We start from the raw sequence: 18,734 nt of genomic DNA, 5'->3' as shown, positions 1-18,734 counted from the left end.
TGGGAGAGGGTGAAATGGCAATCGACACAATGGCAGCGGCTGCGCCAAAAAATTCGTCGATAAGGCGCATAGGAACCATGCGTGAAGCCGGTTTGATTGCGATCATTCTGGCATTGGCCGTGGTGATGAGTTTTGCGTCGCCGCATTTTCTGACGCTCGGCAATTTTCGTGCGATGTTGATGAGCTTCTCGGTGGAAGGCATCGTCGTGGTGGGGATGACGATCCTGTTGATTGTCGGGGGCATCGACCTTTCGGTCGGCTCGGTGGTCTGTTTTTCCATGGTTCTTTCCGGCGCACTCTTTCTGGCCGGGCTCGATCCATGGACGGCTTCGCTTGTCGGTATCGCGGCGAGCGCAGCCATCGGCGGTATTATGGGTTTCTTTGTAACCGTCGTTGGCCTCAACCATTTCATCACGTCGCTGGCAGCCATGGTAATTGTGCGCGGCCTTTGCCTTATCATCACCAAAGGAACGCCATTGTCGCTTTTCACGCTGCCGCCAAGCTTCAAGGCGGTGGGGCAGGGCACCTTTTACGGCATTCCTTACGTTATCCTGATCTTCGTTGCTGTCGTCATTCTGTTCGATTTCCTGCTGCGTCGCGCCACCGCCTTTCGCAAGGTGTTCTATACCGGCAGCAATGAAAAGGCTGCGCTCTATTCGGGCATCAAGACAAACCAGGTCAAATTCTGGGTGACGGTGCTGTGCTCGACGCTCGCCGGTGTGGCAGGTGTCATTTATATGTCCCGCTTCGGTGCTGCGACGCCTACTTTCGGTGTTGGCATGGAGCTGAATATTATCGCTGCCGCAGTCATCGGCGGTGCATCGCTCAGCGGCGGTTCAGGTACTATCCTTGGCGCTATTCTCGGCATGGCTCTGCTTTCGCTGGTCACATCCTCGCTGATCCTTCTCAATGTTTCGGTGTACTGGCAGGACATGATCAAGGGCTGCATTCTTCTTGCCGCTGTTTCGATCGACCATTTCCTGCACAAGCGGAAGGCGTCCTGATATGCCCATTGCTAAACTGAAACCGAGAACAACAGCGCCACGTGAGGAAATCGTCGTTGCCCGCCAGATGCATCAGGCTCTCGTCCTGCATTTTCTGGAAGGGCTGACACAGGCGCAGATTGCGGATCAGCTCGGGATTTCTCACGCAACTGTAAACCGGCTCATCAAACGCGGCCGCCAGCTTGGCCTTGTAGAAATCAAGATCAAGTCGCCGGTCGAGCCTCTTATCGATCTGGAAGAACGATTGCTGGCGCTTGGTGGCATTAGCCGCGCCATCGTTGTGCCGACCGCATCCGACAACCCGCAAACGGCTTTGCTGGCGGTGGGGGAAGCCGCTGCCCGCCTGCTTCTTGAAGAAATCGCCGATGGCGACACGATCTGCATCACCGGCGGCAAAGGTGTCAGCGCCGTTGTCGCAGGCATTCAGGCACCGCGCAACTTCAATGTAGAGGTCATTCCGGCGACGGGTTGTGTGCAGGGAAAGCACTATACCGACGTCAATCACGTCTCGACGTTGATGGCCGAAAAGCTCGGCGGACACTCATATCAGATACATGCGCCTTTGTTTGCAGATGACGCCGGACAACGTGCGATGCTGATGAACATGCGCTCCGTAGCGGAAGTATTCCAGCGGGCACGGGAAGCCAAAATTGCAGTTGTCGGCATCGGGTCCATCGTCAGCACGGATTCGACCTATTACGACCTGCACCCTTCTTCGAGCGGAGATCGCACTGCTATCGAACATTCCGGTGCCAGTGCGGAACTTCTCGCCCATCTGCTCGATGTGGAGGGACGGATTTGCGACTATAGCCTCAACCGTGCGCTGGTCTCGCTAACGCTGGATGAGTTTGCGCATATCCCGACGAAGATCGGTGTAGCAAGCGGATTGAACAAGGCCGAGTCTATCCTGAGTGTTCTCCGCGGCAATCATCTCGATACGCTTGTCACCGACGAAGCGACTGGCGCCCGCATTCTCGAACTTGCATCCCAAGAAGGATATTCCGCATGAGCGGCGAACAGTTGATCCGCGAAATCGGGCGTTCCGGCGTCAGGGCGTCCGCAGTCGGTCTCGGTACATGGGCTATAGGCGGCTGGATGTGGGGCGGAACGGATGAAGCCCAATCCATCGCAGCAATCCAGGCATCGCTGGACGCTGGCGTGACACTGATTGATACGGCGCCAGCCTACGGCCTCGGACGCTCCGAGGAAATAGTCGGTAAGGCGATTGCCGGGCGTCGTGACAAGGCGGTGATCGCGACCAAATGCGGCCTCGTCTGGCACACCCAGAAAGGGCAGCACTTCTTCGATCAGGATGGAAACCCAGTTCATCGCTATCTGGGGCGGGATGCGATCATCCACGAGGTAGAAGAAAGCCTGCGTCGTCTCGGTACTGATTATATCGATCTTTACATCACCCATTGGCAGGACCCGACGACGCCAATCGAAGAGACTGTAGCGGCGCTTGAGGAACTGAAACAGGCTGGTAAAATCCGGGCTGTTGGTGCCAGCAACCTCAACCGACCGGAACTGGAACAATATATCCAGACTGGCGCGCTCGATGCGATCCAGGAGCGGTTCAGCATGATCGATCGGGAGATCGAGCAAGACTTGCTGCCGCTTACCACTGCAAACAACGTATCGACGTTGAGCTATTCCTCACTCGCGCTTGGTCTTCTGTCAGGCATGATCGGGCCGGAACGTGTGTTTTCCGGGGACGATCAACGCAAGGACAATCCACGCTTTTCCGTTGCCAACCGACAGAAGGCAAAGGATTTCGCGACGACAATACAGCCGGTCGCTGATCGCCATAACGCGACGATCGCCCAGATCGTGATTGCTTGGACGCTGGCGCAGCAGGGGGTGACCTTCGCACTTTGCGGGGCGAGAAATCCGGCGCAGGCTCTCGACAATGCGCAGGCAGGAAGGCTCCGGCTTTTGTCCGATGATCTTGCGGCTATAGACACGGCCATTTCGGCACAACTGGTTAACATGGACGGATAACGGACGGCCATCATGAACCGTAAAGAAGTATTGGACGGGCTCCGCCAGAGCCCGAAGGTGGACGTTTGTGTCGTCGGTGGCGGCATCAACGGGCTCAGCGTTTTTCGCGAGCTTGCGCTGCAGGGCGTGAACGTGCTGCTGGTCGAGCAGTCCGATTATTGTTCGGGTGCCAGCGCGGCGCTTTCGCGGATGGTTCACGGCGGTTTGCGTTATCTGGAGAATGGCGAATTCAGCCTCGTGAAGGAATCCCTTGTCGAGCGTGACAGGCTGCTGCGCAATGCTCCCCATTATGTGGCACCACTACCGACAACTGTTCCGATCTTCGATACGTTCTCGGGACTAGGCAATGGGATCGTGCGCTTTCTGGGGCTTACCCGTCGTCCAAGCCGGCGTGGTGCAATCGCTGTCAAGACGGGTCTGAGCATCTACGATTTCCTGACGCGCAAACGGGCATTGATGCCGAAGCACCGTTTTCGCAGCCGCAAGACGACGCTTGCGAAATGGCCTTCGCTTAATCCCGCAATACGCAGTTCCGCGACCTATTTCGACGCCTGGGTCAGCCATCCCGAGCGGATCGGGATCGAGCTTCTTCGCGACGGTCTTTCAGCTGGACCGAATGCCAGGGCGCTGAACTATGCGGCAATTTGTGAAAGTGGCGGTGGTGATTTCCAGTTATTCGACGGTATTTCCAGCGAAACACTCTCTATCCAGCCGCGGCTGGTCATCAACGCGACGGGCGGCTGGATCGATATCGCGAATGGCACACTGTTTCCGAAAGAGGCACTACCTGCCCCGCTGATGGGAGGCACCAAAGGTTCGCATCTCATTGTCGATAATCCTGCTCTCAGTGACAGTCTTGATGGGCACATGATCTATTACGAGAACGAGGACGGGCGCATCTGCATCCTGTTTCCCTATCTCGACAAAGTTCTCGTCGGCTCGACCGATATCCGCGTCGATGACCCTGGCGTGGTTCGCTGCGAGACAGATGAACGGAACTATATCCTGCAATCGCTCACCTTCGTCCTACCGGAGATCAAAATACATCCCGACCAAATTGTCTTTCAGTTCGCAGGTGTGCGCCCGCTGCCAGTTAGCAATGACAGTTTTACGGGGCGTATCCCACGCGACCATTTCTGCACGGTGCTCGAAGGGCAGAACGGGCGTCCGCCGGTCCTCTGCATGATCGGTGGAAAATGGACGACTTTCCGCTCGTTTGGCGAAATGGCTGCCGACATGGTGCTAAAGCGATTGGGTCTGTCACGACGGATCGACACGGCGGAACGCGCCATAGGCGGCGGACGTTCATTTCCGAAAGACAGCAAAAGCTGGATCGGAAAACTGGCTGTCGCCACCGGGCTGCCTGCGGATCGCCTTGAAATCCTCTTTGAACGCTATGGCACCGATGCCGCCGAAATAGCCCGCTTCATTGCCACAGGGGCGGATCACGTCTTGCCCAATACCGACTACAGCACGCGGGAGCTCCTGTATCTCATCCGCACAGAGGCGGTCGAGCGTCTCGATGACTTGCTTTTGCGGCGCACGACATTGGCGATTTCCGGCGAACTATCTCTCGCCATGACCGAGGCTGTGCTTGATTTGCTGGCGACGGAGAAAAGCTGGTCACCAAAGTACAAAAAAGCAGAGCTGACGCGATTTCTAACCCTCATGCGCGAGCGCCACGGCGTCGCCGAAGAAACCCTTTCCGCAAGGAACGAACAAAGGAGTGAATTATGCGAGAAAACCGCAAAGTCCGGATGAACCGGCTGTTCGGCAACGGTCGCTGTCTGGATGTGGCTGTTGACCATGGCGTGTGCAATGAGCCCTCTTTTCTCGACGGCTTGGAGAATATGCCAGCTGTCATCAAGGCATTGATCGACGCTAAGCCTGATGCAATTCAGATGAACTATGGTCAGGCCGATCTGCTGCAGGATATTCCCGGCAAGGATAAGCCAGCGCTGGTTATGCGCCTCGATATGGGCAATCCCTATAACCGCATTCGCCATCGCGACATGTGGGCTGTGCTGCAGAACGAGGCCGATCCGCTGATCGGAGCGCTGCAGATGGATGCGGCCTGCGTGGTGGTGAACCTCTTCATGCTGCCGGACGAGCCAGACCTCTTTCGTCAATGCGTGCAGAACATTTCCCGCGTCCGGGCAGATTGCGAAAAATACGGTATGCCGCTGATGATCGAACCGCTCGTCATGCAGCCAGTCACAGAGCGCGGCGGCTACATGGTCGATGGTGACGCCGACAAGATCGTGACGCTTACGCGGCTTGCCCGCGAAATGGGAGCCGACATCATCAAGGCAGACCCGACAACAAATGCAGAGGATTTCCATCGTGTCGTAGAGACGGCGCGCTGTCCGGTGCTGGTGCGTGGCGGCGGTAAGGAAGATCTCTCCGCCGTTTTTGCAAAATCTGCAGCCTTGATGCAGCAAGGTGCAATGGGCATGGTCTATGGACGCAACATATATCAGCATGCCAATCCAAGCGCCGTGGTGCGCGGGTTGATGGCGATTATTCATAAGAATGCGAGCGGCGAGGAGGCCTACTCGCTTTATCAGCAGGGCTGAGTTACTGGATTGGTTGGACCTTGGGAGGGGTTCTTCATGCAAAAATATCTGTTGGGGCTCGATGCGGGCAATACTGTTATCAAGGCGGTGGTTTTTGATCTTTCGGGACGGGAGCTCGCCCATGCAGGTGAAGAAGGACATAGCCGCATGCCGCATCCCGGTCACGTCGAGCGTGACCTTGGCGAACTCTGGTCCAATGCCAAGCGGGTTATTCGAGCTTGCCTTGATAAGGCGGGGATAGCGGCGAGTGATATTGCCGCTATCGGCTGTGCCGGACACGGCAACGGGCTCTACGCGCTCGACCGGGAGGGAGATCCGCTCATAGGTATCCAGTCGCTCGACACCCGCGCGACCGGTCTCGTTGAAGAGTGGACGGCAAAAGGGGTGGGCGCAAAGACCTATCCGATAGCACGCCAGCGTCCATGGCCCTCCCAAACCCCGACGCTGCTTGCCTGGCTGAAGCGCTACCAGCCTGAACTGTTTGACCAGATTGGCACGGTATTTTTCTCCAAGGACTTCGTGGTCAATCGCTTGACGGGCAAACGTTTCAGCGAAGTTTCCGACATGTCGGGGGCAGGCTTGCTCGATCTTGCAACGCGCCGTTACGACAGTGCTTTGATGGAAGCTTACGGTTTGGGCGACTGTATGGATATCCTGCCACCGCTCATCGAAAGCGACAATATTGCAGGCAATGTAACCGAGGCTGTGGCGCGGGAGACCGGGCTTGCGGCGGGTACACCCGTTGTTGGAGGTCTCTTCGATGTCGTAGCTTCGGCGCTAGGTTCTGGTGTCTCACGCACAGGAAGTGCATCGATCATTGCTGGTACGTGGAGCATCAACCAGATTATTGTCGACGGCCCAGATCTCAAGGGGCCGGTCTTCATGACCTCTACTTTTGATCGCAGCCGTTACATGGCGATGGAAAACAGCGCTACCTCTGCGGCGAATCTTGAATGGCTGGTGCGGGAATTTTTCGAAGGAGACCATCATGCTGATGTCTCGCCATTTGATGTTTGTTGCAGTCTCGCCGCAGCCATCGAACCTGCAAGTGATGATCCGCTTTACCACCCTTATCTCTACGGAGCGCAGCAGGACGGCCACGCCCGCGCAGGGTTTTACGGTATTGCGGGCTGGCATACGAAGGGGCATCTGATACGCGCTTTGCTTGAAGGCGTTGCCTTCGGTCATCGCCAGCATGTGGAAACCATCCGAAAAGCAGGCGCGACCTTCGAGGAGGCTGTGCTTTCCGGTGGCGGCTCACGCAGCCGTTTATGGCCCCAGATATTTGCCGATGTACTCGGCGTGCCAGTTTCTGTTGCCGTCTCACGAGAAACAGGCGCACTTGGCGCAGCCATTGCGGCGGGGACCGGTGTTGGGCTGTTTGTCGATTTCACAGAAGGTGCCAATGCCATGGTGCGCGCCGATCGGCATTACAAGCCGAACGCCGCGCTGGATGGACACTATAATCGCCGTTACGCGCTTTATGGAGACATCACAGCTGCAATGACGCCTCTATGGCGCCAGATACAGGCTAAACCGGTACAAAGCGTCCAGTTAGCGGAGACCGTTTAGTCAATCGTGAGTCATCAGGTGGGAATTGCCCAAGCTGCTTTACCCACCTCTTGGCTCGCCGAAACTGGTATAAATATCCGCTCTCGTCTGCGGCACAGCGGAAATGCCGCGTTTGCGTTTTGAAGCCACGGTCTGGTTAATCTGGACGGTGCCTCTCTCAAATGCCAGTGAACATCCCGCAAGATAGAGCAACCAGAGACGCGCTTTTGGATAACCGATTTCGGCAACGGCCTTGTCGAAATTGGAATAAAGTCGTTCGCACCATAACCGGCAGGTGCGGCCATAATGTTCGCGCAGATTTTCGACGTCGTGGACTTCGAACCCGTGTCCTTCGAGGTTTTCTATCGTCATTCCAAGATGATCGAGTTCCCCACCGGGGAAAATATACTTCACAAGCGCCTTATGCTCTGCACTTTTGCGTTTGAAGGATTTCTTGTCCTTCTTCATGCGCCGTGTGATTGCGTGGTGCATGTAAAGCCCACCGGGGCGCAGAAGCCGGTTCACGGCATTGAAATAGCTGTCGTAATTGGCGATACCAACATGCTCGAACATTCCAACAGACGAAATTTTGTCGAACTGCCCGTCAAGCTCTGCATAGGATTTGACGTGGATGGTGATCCTGTCTTCAAGTCCAGCCTGCTTGATCCTCTCTCGGGCAAGTGCCGTTTGTGCCTCCGACAATGAAACGCCGGTTCCGATAACGCCAAAGTTCTGTACTGCATAGATCAGGAGGGCACCCCAACCGCAACCGATATCCAGAAGACGGTCACCTGGTTTCAATCGTAGTTTTCGGCAGATGAGTTCCAGCTTGTCCTTCTGGGCCTGATCGATATCATTGGCCCAGTCCGTGAAGTAGCCGCATGTGTAAACCATTCGCTCATCGAGGAATAAGCGATAAAACTCGTTGGACACATCGTAATGATGGGTAATCGCCTCCTTGCTCGATCCACTGACGAAAGGCTCCTTGCCGTCAAGAACCTCGCGCGCATCGGTTTTGCCAGCGAGCAGAAGAGCCGGAAGATCCTTGAGTAGTTGCCATTTTGGCAGCTCTTTCAGCCTGTTCTTCACACTTCCATCGGTTTTGGCATTTGCGAGGTCGAAGATCGTACCATTGCTGATATCCACACGACCGGATGTCCAGATATCGATCAGAGAATCATAGTTGGGCTTGAGGAGAAGCTGTCGAACGATTGTCGGATCGTTGATTACCAATGATGGGCCATCGAATGCACCGATGCGCGTGCCGTCCCATAACTCCACATTGAACTGTGGGCGCAGTGTTTCAACAACTGTCCGAATAATGCGAACGGACCTGGTTTCAACCGTCATGCCATGCCTCTCTATTGAGGTTTCAGAAGATAATCTTCCCGCGCTGACCCTAACCGAAGGCATCTGCGATTGCAGTCATAAAATCGTGACAGTTACTGCTATGCCTTCAACAGGAACAGCACCTGATATGCAGGATTGCTTGCGCGTTGCGTTTCGGTCAAAACAACGCCGTTGATTTACGATTCAGGAAAAGGAGCAGCCGATGGGTAAACGTTCGAATACAACTCGATGGCTTGTAATATTCTCGGCCATATCTTGTATTCTGAGTTTTCCAGCGGACTTGCACGCGCAACAGGCAGCAGGTGCTGAGGTGTCGGCAGGGACTGAAGAGACATCGCATCATTCTGCACCGGCAACCGACACCTTTGGTCAGACCCAGTTCGTTCTGAGTGGCGATCCCGTTGTCCCCCCGCGCGATTATGCCAAAGGGTTGGAGATACCAAATCCTGATGAGTATGATCCTATCGCGTCCGGCACGATTTTTGACATCGTTTATTTGGGCGTCGCCGATGGCAGAATGCGTTTCGAGATTCGCGGTTATACCGCGACTGATCTGCAAAACCCGGATACGGGACAAACAGTCGATTTTCCGGTCGAGCAACAATCTATCGAAATCAGGAATATCCGAATTGACGTGGAGGCTGCTGAGTCGGGAAGCCTGACTTACAAGGCAAACAGATTTTCTGAAACTTCAGGAAATTAGTTCTCTGATGTATCCCAACCTGGGTAGACGCCCGAACGTATGTTGCCCCAGGTCGGATCAATGTCGTGGTACTCGTGATAAAGTCTGATAATCACGGCAGTCACAAGGAAAACTGCGCATAAAGCCAGTATGATTTTAAAGAATAAGTCCGGCTTCAAGCTCTGCCTCGCCCATTGCTAAATGTAGCCCTCAGCGTTTTATATCCGTGCAGATCAATGTTTTCCGTTAACGGGTGCTGTCGAACGAAAGTTTCGTTCAATGCGGCATTGTTGAGAAGTGCCTGCTATATTGAATTGTGAAACGATAGAAATGGCGGGTAACAGCTTGCGATTCGACGAGCCGAAATTTTTGCGCATTGAACCACGTGAAGAGGCAAACGGCATGGAATTTCCCCGTGATATTGAAGATGCGGCCAGAAATTTGTGGCTCGAAGTCTCAGAAACGAACGAAAAAGTTGCACCCATTGATATAATTGCACTTGCTATCCTGAGGGAGAGGCAGCGATGTGCGACAATTGCGCTTTGCGTATTTGATGATGAAGAATGGTCGGATGAATACCGCATGGCAGGTGGATTGGCTGCGGATGCAATACTTGCAGGCAATAGCAATATTTCAGATTAAGCGGTGGCATCGCACGTGAAGCCTGTCGCATAAAGAAACGGAATGAAATGGTATTCGAACGTTTAGGGGCAGGGATTGCTGGCCTGCTGTCAATGACTTTGGTTGGATGCACGACATCGCCGCAGAATTATGCGTCCTCGCTTTCAATTCAGGATCCCAAATGGCAGTCGCCGCAGTGCGAAGAAATTCGTGCCGAGGCCGCGAATTATGAGGCGAGAGAAAAGAAGGTTTCCGACCTGGCTCCCGGACTTCTCATCGGCCCGTATGGGCTGGGTATAGCGGCGGCAATAAAGGAGAATGACGAGAAGCGGCGAAAAGTGTTCGTTCGCGAGATGCACCTGCGCTGCTCAAGTTTGCCTCTTCCGAGAGAGCTCGAAAATACACAAAACGAAACGAACCAATCAAAACCAGCTGATACATTTCGATAGTTTGCGTACTTCTTCGCATAATTCCGATCCGCAATAGCGACGTCAACAGCGAGTTAATGAAGATGCCCGAATTTGTACCTGTCATCGCGTTGCATGGCGGCGCTGGGACCATTCTTAAAGCCAATATGACGCCAGAGAAGGAAGCAGCCTATCATGCCGGCCTGCGTGAATGCCTGCAGGCTGGACTGGATGTTCTGCGTAAAGGTGGCAAAGCACTCGATGCCGTGACGGCATCTGTGATTGCCCTGGAAGAAAATCCGCTTTTCAACGCCGGGCACGGAGCCGTTTTCACGACGGATGAAACGCATGAGATGGATGCGGCTATCATGGATGGTGCAACGCGCGCATGCGGTGCCATCTCCGGAATTTGCGGGCCACGCAATCCTGTTCTGGCGGCACGTGCAGTCATGGAGCAGACCGAACACGTATTTTTCGCAGGCGAAGGGGCAAAGCGGTTTTGCGAAGCTGCCGGTCTGGAAATGATGGCGCCGGAATGGTTCTCGACGGAACAGCGTCGCAAGGCCTTGCACGACGAAATGGCACGTCGTCGCAGTGGTGCCGCCGACGATGGCGATCCTGCCCGCAAACACGGCACTGTCGGAGCAGTTGCACTGGATCGTTTCGGTCATCTGGCGGCAGCTACATCCACGGGCGGCATGACCGCCAAGACACCGGGACGCGTTGGTGACAGCCCGGTCATCGGTGCTGGAACCTGGGCGGATGACGAGACGGTAGCGCTTTCCGCCACAGGTCACGGAGAATATTTCATTCGCTGGGCGGTGGGTCACGAAGTGGATGCACGGATGCGCTGGGCAGGGCAATCGCTCAATGAAGCGGCTGGCGCGGTTGTCCGCGAGCTGGGTGAAATCGGTGGCTCTGGCGGTCTTGTTGCGGTGGATCGCAAAGGCAATGTCAGCCTGCCGTTCAACAGCCCAGGCATGTATCGTGCATGGTGCGGTTTGGACGGGGAGATAAATACGGGTATATACAGATAGGGTCGAAGCGCTCGCCTGTTTTTAACAGGGCTTGTTCAACAAGCGTCAGCTTCTCTATTCCAAGTTGGAATGGCAAGTCTAAAATTGCATTGGCCAAAGCCTAAATTTGCTGCCTATAAATTTCAAATAACAAAATTGACAGTCAAGGGAGATTACTCCTCGGCTTTTCTTCAAGCTTTTGAAAAAGCAAGAAGATTGGCTTCGGGTAACGATGGCTGGTGCGCCTTTCAAACGAGCGCGAAAATGGGGAAATGAATGACGGAAGCCAAGCGCGTTCTGGAGGGGAAGATTTACCCTTCTGACGAAAAGGCGCAGCTATTCAACAATATGGAGCCGCAAAGCGGTACCAGTGGAGCGGCAAGTCTTGCGCAACCAGTGCAGGAGTTTCGCTTGCCGGTCAGCGACCTGCATGAACTTTCCGTTTTGGAATATGGCAATCCAAAAGGGATCCCAGCTGTCTTTCTACATGGCGGTCCCGGTGCGGGTGTCTCGGCCAAGCAGATTGCCAGTTTCGATCTCAACACTTATCGTGTCATCACCTTCGATCAACGCGGTGCGGGCCGTTCCACCCCTATCGCGGAAATTGCTGAAAACACCACACAGCATCTGATCGCGGACATGGAGACCCTGCGCAAAAAACTGGGTATCAAGCGCTGGCTTGTGGCCGGAGGCTCTTGGGGATCATGTCTTTCGCTTGCCTATGGAATAGCGCATCCGCAGTACTGTCTCGGGTTTCGGCTGCACGGAATATTTCTGGGCGGGCAGGAGGATGTTGACTGGTGGTTCCATGGCTGCCGTGCCATTTTCCCGGATCACTGGCAGGAATTCGCTGAATTCGTACAGGAAAGTGAGCGCGCCGACCTGCTCGCCGCCTACTATACACGGCTAACGTCTGGTGATCCGGTACAAGAACAGGCGGCGGCCCAGAGCCTGCGCGGATTTTCGGCGCGTACGCAGACCTTCGAACCGGACACGAACCACGTCTCCAAACTTCTGAAGCCGGAAGCGGCCTTGGCCGTATCACGCATTTTTACCCACTATTGCATCAACCGCGCTTTCTTGCCGGAGAATTACCTCATCGGGAGTATTGATCGTATTCGTCACCTACCGGCCGAAATCGTGCAGGCGCGATACGATACGGTGACGCCGATGATGACGGCCTGGAGACTCAAGGAAGCCTGGCCGGAGGCCGGATTCACCATCGTCACACTTGCCAATCACCAGTCGACGATCGGCCCGATGGCTGATGCGCTGGCCGCTGCATCTGCCCGGCTGGCGCGGCAGTTGGTGTAATCCAATTCATCAATGCTTGGAATTGAGGACAATTCGATGTTCGATACAAGGACCGCCGATACATCGCTTTCGATGACGCACTACGTCGATATCTGCAAGGCGGTGAAGCCCGCCGTATCACCGGACGGTGAACTTCTGGTCTATCTCAGCGATGAAAGCGGTACGGCACAGGTTTGGACGCGCTCGCTTGCAGGTGGCAAGCCACGCCAGCTCACCAATCTGCCGGAACCGGTCGGCAATCTTGCCTTCAATCCCAAGAACCGTGATCTGCTGATCACCACAGACTGGGGTGGCGATGAGCGTCACCAGCTCTGGCTGATCGAAAACGCCGAAGGTGAGCCGCGCCTCCTCACCACCGATACTACGGTGGTGCACGCTTGGGGCTGCTGGTCGCCGGATGGCACCCAGATCGCCTATGGCGCTAATTATCGCGACCGTTCGCACATGGATATTCATGTGATGACCGTTGCAACGGGCGAGACGAAATGCGTCTACGAGGGTATCGGCTGGCGCAGCCCCACAGCTTTTGCGCCCGATGGCAAGTCGCTTCTGGTCAATGATTGCCAGCGTGCCATGACGGATCAGGACTTCTGCCGCCTCGACCTCGAAACAGGTGCCTATGAAAATATTCTGCCGCATGAAGGCCGGGCGCGCTATCAGGCGCCGAAATTCTTCAAGGATGGCTCCGGTATTCTGTTGATTGCCGATCAGGAACGCGAATATCTCTCGGTCATGGTCAAGCCGCATAACGCGGCATCGCTGACCGAACTCGCCGCTTTTGAAGGGCAGGATGTTGAAGCACTCGCAATCTCACCTGATCAAAACAGGATAGCACTCGTCCTGAACCGTCAGGGCTGGAATGATCTGGTTCTGATCGGTCGCGACGGAGCGATGCTGAAACAGCTAGAGATGCCGGTTGTCGGGGTCGTTGCTTCGATTGCATGGACGCTCGATGGAATGTCGTTGATCATGCCTGTGGAAGGTGCAGCGACGTCGGGCGATATCTGGCGCTGCGATGTTGAAAGCGGTGTTTTTACACGCCTGACAGATGCGCCGAAAGCGAAGGTGAAATTGCCGGCCTTTCTGGAACCAACGGTAACGAGCGTTGCAAGTTTCGACGGTCTGGACGTTCCGTATTTCGTCTACAAGCCGGAGCGTGCACCGGGTCGTGATGGTTATCCAGTTATGATCATTGTGCATGGCGGTCCTGAAGCCCAGTGGAAACCGGATTTCCGGGCGGACATCCAGTACATGCTGGCACGGGGCATCATGGTCATCGCGCCGAATATTCGCGGCAGTACCGGTTATGGCCGCGACTACCAGCATCTCGACGACCGTGAACTACGCATGGACAGCGTCGCTGATCTCAAAGCGGTGCGCATGGCGGTCGCAGCACGTAGTGACGTAGATGAAAGTCGTATTGGCGTGTTTGGCCGGTCTTATGGTGGATTCATGGTCCTCTCGGCCATGACGGAATATCCCGACCTGTGGAAGCTTGGTGTCGAATATTACGGGATCGCCAATTTTCTCACTCTGCTGCAGACAACGGGACCGTGGCGCAAGGAACTGCGCGCCATCGAATATGGTGATGCCGAAACCATGCGGGATGAGCTGGAGCGGTTCTCGCCCATCAATCGCATAGGCAATATCGCCGCGCCATTGATGATCGCGCATGGTCTGGAAGACCCGCGTGTCACGCCGTGCGAAAGCGAGATGGTTTATTCGTGCCTGCGCGGCCTCGGCAAACCGATCGAATATCTGCGTGTACCGCATGAGGGCCATGGCTTCGCGCGTATCGAAAATCGGCGCCGCGTGTTTGGCGCGCTGGCCCGTTTCATTGACGAGAATCTTTAAGAGCATTGTTGGGAGAGAACACCGTGAAGAATGGTGAAGATATCTGGGATCTGGTGGACGCGAAGAAGGCTGATTTTGAAGCCTTGAGTGACCGCGTCTGGGGCATGCCGGAGATCGCTTATACCGAATATAAGTCCTGTGCCGAGCATACTGCAATGTTGAAGGAACAGGGGTTTCGTATTGCCGAGAACGTAGCGGGCATTCCCACCGCCGTGATGGGTGAAGCCGGGGATGGTGGACCGGTCATCGCAATCTTGGGTGAATACGATGCCCTTCCGGGCCTCAGCCAGGAAGCGGGTATTGCGGAACCCCGTCCGATCCCTGGTACGGGACATGGCCATGGTTGCGGCCACAATCTTCTGGGTTCCGCCGCCATTTTGGCTGCGACGGCGGTTAAGGACTGGCTGGAACAGACCGGCAAGAAGGGACGTGTACGCTATTACGGTTGTCCGGCGGAAGAAGGTGGGGCGGCGAAGTCGTTCATGGCGCGTGCTGGCGCTTTCGATGATGTCGACATTGCCATCTGCTGGCATCCGGCTTCGTTCACCCAGGTAGACGACGCGCAGTCGCTCGCCAATACGCGCATGGATTTCGAGTTTACCGGACGGGCCTCCCACGCCGCCGCGGCACCGCATCTGGGGCGCTCGGCTCTGGATGCGGTGGAGCTGATGAGCGTCGGTTGCAATTATTTGCGTGAACACATCCCTTCTGATTGCCGTCTTCACTATGCCTATCTCAATGCGGGCGGTATCGCGCCGAATGTCGTTCAAGCCAAAGCCAAGGTGCGCTACGCCATCCGGGCAACCGATCTTCCGGGTATGTTCGCTCTCAACGACCGGGTGAAGAAGGTTGCAGAAGGCGCTGCGATGATGACGGAAACGACCGTCAACATCTCCATTATGAGCGCGGTGTCGAACCTGCTCGGTAATACGCCGCTGGAAATCGCGATGCATTCGAACATGGAACGTCTGGGCGGTGTGCCGTTTGACGATGTGGATCGTGCCTTCGCAGCCAAGATTCAGGCAACACTTTCGAAGGAAGACATTGAAACCGATTATCTGCGCGTCGGCCAGCCGCTGGCAGAAAATGAACCTCTTTGCGACTACGTCTTGCCACGTGAACAGAAGGGCGTGCCGATGATCGGCTCCACCGATCTGGGCGATGTAAGCTGGGTCGTCCCGACCGTTCAGGCGCGCGTGGCAACACATGCGATCGGCTCGCCCGGTCATTCGTGGCAGATCACCGCACAAGGCAAGATGCCAGCTGCGCATAAGGGCATGGTCTACGCCGCCAAGGTGATGGCGGGCACTGCGCTTGATGTTCTTCAGAACGAGAAAACCCTGAACGACGCCAAGGCTGATCACAAGGCTCGTACGGCAAAGACGCCCTATACCTGCCCGATCCCGTCAGACGTCAATCCGCCGCTCCAACCGCGTCCGGCAGACTGACTGGCTGAATAATTGCATTTTGTGCCGCGCGGACTCGCGCGGCACCTTTCGAAAATGCTCAACCATAAAAGGGGATAATAATGCAAAAACAAAAGACAACCATCTTGCGCCGTACCACAGCACTCGCACTTGTCGCCGGTATGAGTGCTGCGACATTCCCTGCTGAGGCCGCGTCGCCACCGAACGCGCTTGTCATGGCGTGGAACATCGACGCTATCAGCACTTTTGACCCAGCACAGATCGGTGAGGCGGCTACCAACGAGATCATCCAGAATATCTGCGACCCCATGGTTGATTTCGATCCGACTGACGAGACCAAGATCGTGCCGCAACTCGCCAAAAGCTGGGACGTCTCGCAGGACGGTCTGCAGATCACGTTCCACATGCGCGATGACCTGAAGTTTGACAATGGCGACAAGGCGACGGCGGGCGATATGGCCTGGTCGCTCCAGCGCGCAGTCAAGCTGGGTTTTGGCAATGCCGCGACGTTGACAGAATATGGTTTCACCAAGGACAATGTGGACCATACCATCTTGGCACCTGACGACGACACGGTCGTTTTCAAGCTGGACAAGCCTTATCCGGTCAACCTCATTCTGGCAGCGATCGCTGCCAACCGGGTTGCCAGCCTTCTTAATCAGAAGGTGTTGATGGAGAACCAGGTCGATAATGACATGGGCAACAAATATCTGGCCACTCGGTCAGAATGCGTCGGCCCCTACAAGTTGATGCGGTGGAACCCCGCCGAAGTGGTTATCCTTCAGGCGACCGACAATTACTGGGGAGAAGCGCCGAAGCTCAAACAGGTACTGATCCGCCATGTTTCAGAAGCGGGAACTCAACGGCTTCTGCTTGAAAAAGGTGACATAGACATTGCTCGCGATCTGACGCCGGAGGACCTGCGCGATCTCGAAGCCCAGGATAAGGTGACCGCTTCACGCTCGCTAAAGCCTTCGCTGTTCTATTGGAATTTCAACAATGCCGATCCGATCTTCGCCAATGAAAAGGTGCGCCTCGCAATGCGCTATCTCATTGATTACGAGGGCCTCGGCAAGACGGTCATCAACAATGTCGGCGTGCCGCGTGCGAGCTTCGTGCAGTTAGGTGCTTTCGGTGCACTGGATGAGAAGGAAGGGCAGCCCTTCAAACTCGATGTGGAAAAGGCTCGTGAATTACTGAAGGAAGCCGGTTACGAGAAGGGCTTCGAGACGACGATGTTTATCAGTACCGCGCCTTATGCGGCTCCGATTGCCCAGAGCATTCAGGATGCCGCCGCCAAGGTCGGCGTGAAGATCAAGATCGAACGCATGGCCAACGCGCAATTGTTCAGCCGCATTCGCGGTCGTGAGTTCCAGACGTCGCTGATGGGCTGGCAGACCACCGTTCCGGACGCGCATGGCAATGCTTCGCGTCAGATTTTCAATCCTGATAACCGAGCTGAGGCCAAGCAGACCATGTATCCGAGCTGGCGCGCGAGCTACTTCAACGAAGCCGTAAACAAGGACGTCGACACGGCTTTGTTCGAGAAGGACGAGGCCAAACGCAAACAGATGTATATCGATCTGCAGAAGGAGATGATGGAGAAGGGGCCGCACGCCTTCATTTTCCAGATCTATAATGTCGCTGGCGTTAACAAGGCTATGAAGAACTGGAGCTGGAACGGCTTCCGCGTCTACTACGATCTGGCCGCGAAATAGCGAGAATAGCGTTCCCGGTGGCTTCCTCACAGTCGCCGGGCGTTCTTCGCTTCGATGGATGACCGTGTGACCGCTTGTGGCTCGCAGTGCGATCCTGGTCCGGCATCCCGTTTTTCTCTTTCGGGAGTTTGCAGATGACGACGCACGAAATCATGGAAGACGTGGAGGAGGCGGACCGCGACAGGGAAGCCGGTCCGGTGCATCAGTTTCTCGCCGCCACAGTGCGCCTGATCATTTCAGTGGCGATTACGCTTCTGGGACTGGTCACACTGACCTTTTTCATCAGCCGCCTTTTGCCGCTCGATCCGGTTATTGCCATGCTGGGGGACAATGTTTCCCAAGAAGCCTATGACACGATGTATCGTAAGTTGGGTCTCGACCAGCCGTTGATCGTGCAATACGGCCTATACCTCAAGAATGCGCTTATGTTCGATTTTGGCAACGCGCTGACTTCCGGTCGTCCGGTACTGGAAGATATTGCACGCGTCTTCCCAGCCACCATCGAACTGGCGACCGTGGCTATCGTCATCGGCACCACGCTTGGTATTCCGCTTGGTGTTTTCTCTGCCATGTATCGCAATTCGCCGCTGGACCATGTCGTGCGTATGGTCAGTTTGCTTGGCTATTCTACGCCGAACTTCTGGCTCGGTCTGATGGCACTGCTGATCTTCTATGCCACGTTGGGTTGGATCGGTGGGCCGGGGCGGATCGACTTCATCTACGAATATTCCGTCGAACCGACGACCGGCTTCTTGCTTCTCGACAGCGCAATGCAGGGGCAGTGGGATGCATTTTGGAACGCTGTAAGCCATATCATCATGCCAGCCCTGATCCTCGCGTTTGGTTCCATGGCTTATATTAGCCGCATGACGCGTGGCTTCATGATCGAACAGCTCAATCAGGAATATATTATCACTGCACGCGTCAAGGGGCTGTCCTGGGCGCGTACCGTTTGGGGCCATGCCTTCCGTAATGTGGCGGTTCAGGTCGTGACGGTAGTGGCGTTGTCCTATGCGTTCCTGCTGGAAGGTGCGGTGCTGACCGAAACGGTGTTCGCATGGCCGGGCTTTGGGCGCTATCTCACCAATGCGCTTCTGGCGGGTGACATGAACGCGGTGGTCGGCTGCACGCTGATTGTCGGCATCCTGTTCGTCGGTATCAACCTGATCAGCGATCTTCTGTATCGCGTTTTTGATCCTCGCACACGATAGGA

At 55.5% G+C, this 18,734-nt stretch carries 16 protein-coding genes; 15 read left to right on the top strand and 1 reads right to left on the bottom strand.

What is annotated here, in order from left to right; genetic code table 11:
- Window positions 1-14 precede the first annotated feature (14 nt).
- The 6 genes from OHI65_RS02390 to OHI65_RS02365 are packed head-to-tail and all read left to right on the top strand — an operon-like array spanning window position 15 to window position 7,153.
- On the top strand, window positions 15-1,004 hold the full coding sequence (locus OHI65_RS02390) for an ABC transporter permease (protein WP_181394251.1): 990 nt from the start codon (window positions 15-17) through the stop codon (window positions 1,002-1,004).
- Window position 1,005: 1 nt separating this feature from the next.
- Window positions 1,006-2,013: a sugar-binding transcriptional regulator gene (locus tag OHI65_RS02385; RefSeq protein ID WP_125302645.1), complete on the top strand. Its 1,008-nt coding sequence runs from the start codon at window positions 1,006-1,008 to the stop codon at window positions 2,011-2,013.
- Window positions 2,010-3,005, top strand: coding sequence for an aldo/keto reductase (locus tag OHI65_RS02380; RefSeq protein WP_012092522.1), 996 nt, complete (start codon window positions 2,010-2,012; stop codon window positions 3,003-3,005). The genes OHI65_RS02385 and OHI65_RS02380 overlap by 4 nt, the downstream gene beginning before the upstream one ends.
- Before the next feature lie 12 nt (window positions 3,006-3,017).
- Window positions 3,018-4,766, top strand: a complete 1,749-nt coding sequence (locus OHI65_RS02375; RefSeq protein ID WP_012092523.1) for a glycerol-3-phosphate dehydrogenase/oxidase — start codon at window positions 3,018-3,020, stop codon at window positions 4,764-4,766.
- Window positions 4,739-5,581, top strand: a complete 843-nt coding sequence (locus OHI65_RS02370) for a class I fructose-bisphosphate aldolase (protein ID WP_012092524.1) — start codon at window positions 4,739-4,741, stop codon at window positions 5,579-5,581. Before OHI65_RS02375 ends, OHI65_RS02370 begins: the two co-directional genes overlap by 28 nt.
- Before the next feature lie 36 nt (window positions 5,582-5,617).
- The gene (locus OHI65_RS02365) at window positions 5,618-7,153 is read left to right on the top strand and encodes an FGGY-family carbohydrate kinase (RefSeq protein ID WP_125302649.1); all 1,536 of its coding nucleotides are present in this window, start codon (window positions 5,618-5,620) and stop codon (window positions 7,151-7,153) included.
- A 39-nt stretch (window positions 7,154-7,192) separates the two neighbouring features.
- Here OHI65_RS02365 and OHI65_RS02360 read toward each other — a convergent pair whose 3' ends face one another.
- Complete coding sequence (locus OHI65_RS02360) at window positions 7,193-8,482, bottom strand: SAM-dependent methyltransferase (protein ID WP_125302651.1); 1,290 nt, start codon at window positions 8,480-8,482, stop codon at window positions 7,193-7,195.
- 202 nt (window positions 8,483-8,684) lie between these two features.
- On the opposite strand from OHI65_RS02360, the gene OHI65_RS02355 reads away from it, so the two are divergent.
- The 9 genes from OHI65_RS02355 (at window position 8,685) to OHI65_RS02315 (ending at window position 18,732) form a co-directional block, all read left to right on the top strand.
- Complete coding sequence (locus OHI65_RS02355; RefSeq protein ID WP_012092527.1) at window positions 8,685-9,185, top strand: hypothetical protein; 501 nt, start codon at window positions 8,685-8,687, stop codon at window positions 9,183-9,185.
- A 309-nt stretch (window positions 9,186-9,494) separates the two neighbouring features.
- Window positions 9,495-9,806, top strand: a complete 312-nt coding sequence (locus OHI65_RS02350; RefSeq protein ID WP_231771515.1) for a hypothetical protein — start codon at window positions 9,495-9,497, stop codon at window positions 9,804-9,806.
- Window positions 9,807-9,853: 47 nt separating this feature from the next.
- Entirely contained in the window at window positions 9,854-10,234 is a 381-nt protein-coding gene (locus OHI65_RS02345) for a hypothetical protein (RefSeq protein WP_010661047.1), read from the top strand.
- A 62-nt stretch (window positions 10,235-10,296) separates the two neighbouring features.
- Window positions 10,297-11,229, top strand: coding sequence for an isoaspartyl peptidase/L-asparaginase family protein (locus OHI65_RS02340; RefSeq protein WP_040128753.1), 933 nt, complete (start codon window positions 10,297-10,299; stop codon window positions 11,227-11,229).
- A 255-nt stretch (window positions 11,230-11,484) separates the two neighbouring features.
- Window positions 11,485-12,522, top strand: coding sequence for a prolyl aminopeptidase (gene pip, locus OHI65_RS02335; RefSeq protein ID WP_125302201.1), 1,038 nt, complete (start codon window positions 11,485-11,487; stop codon window positions 12,520-12,522).
- A 36-nt stretch (window positions 12,523-12,558) separates the two neighbouring features.
- Window positions 12,559-14,376 carry an alpha/beta hydrolase family protein gene (locus OHI65_RS02330; protein ID WP_125302198.1) on the top strand — a complete coding sequence of 606 codons (1,818 nt, stop codon included), beginning with the start codon at window positions 12,559-12,561 and terminating at the stop codon, window positions 14,374-14,376.
- 23 nt (window positions 14,377-14,399) lie between these two features.
- Complete coding sequence (locus tag OHI65_RS02325; RefSeq protein ID WP_125302196.1) at window positions 14,400-15,824, top strand: M20 family metallopeptidase; 1,425 nt, start codon at window positions 14,400-14,402, stop codon at window positions 15,822-15,824.
- 80 nt (window positions 15,825-15,904) lie between these two features.
- A complete protein-coding gene (locus tag OHI65_RS02320; protein ID WP_125302193.1) occupies window positions 15,905-17,521 on the top strand; it encodes an ABC transporter substrate-binding protein in 1,617 nt (538 codons plus the stop codon).
- Between the two features lie 134 nt (window positions 17,522-17,655).
- A complete protein-coding gene (locus tag OHI65_RS02315; protein ID WP_125302191.1) occupies window positions 17,656-18,732 on the top strand; it encodes an ABC transporter permease in 1,077 nt (358 codons plus the stop codon).
- The last annotated feature ends 2 nt before the right edge of the window (window positions 18,733-18,734 follow it).

Source organism: Brucella sp. MAB-22 (assembly GCF_025908475.1).
Classification (GTDB): domain Bacteria; phylum Pseudomonadota; class Alphaproteobacteria; order Rhizobiales; family Rhizobiaceae; genus Brucella; species Brucella anthropi.
Note: the sequence above shows the minus strand (reverse complement) of the source record. Positions and strands in the feature narration are given on the sequence as shown.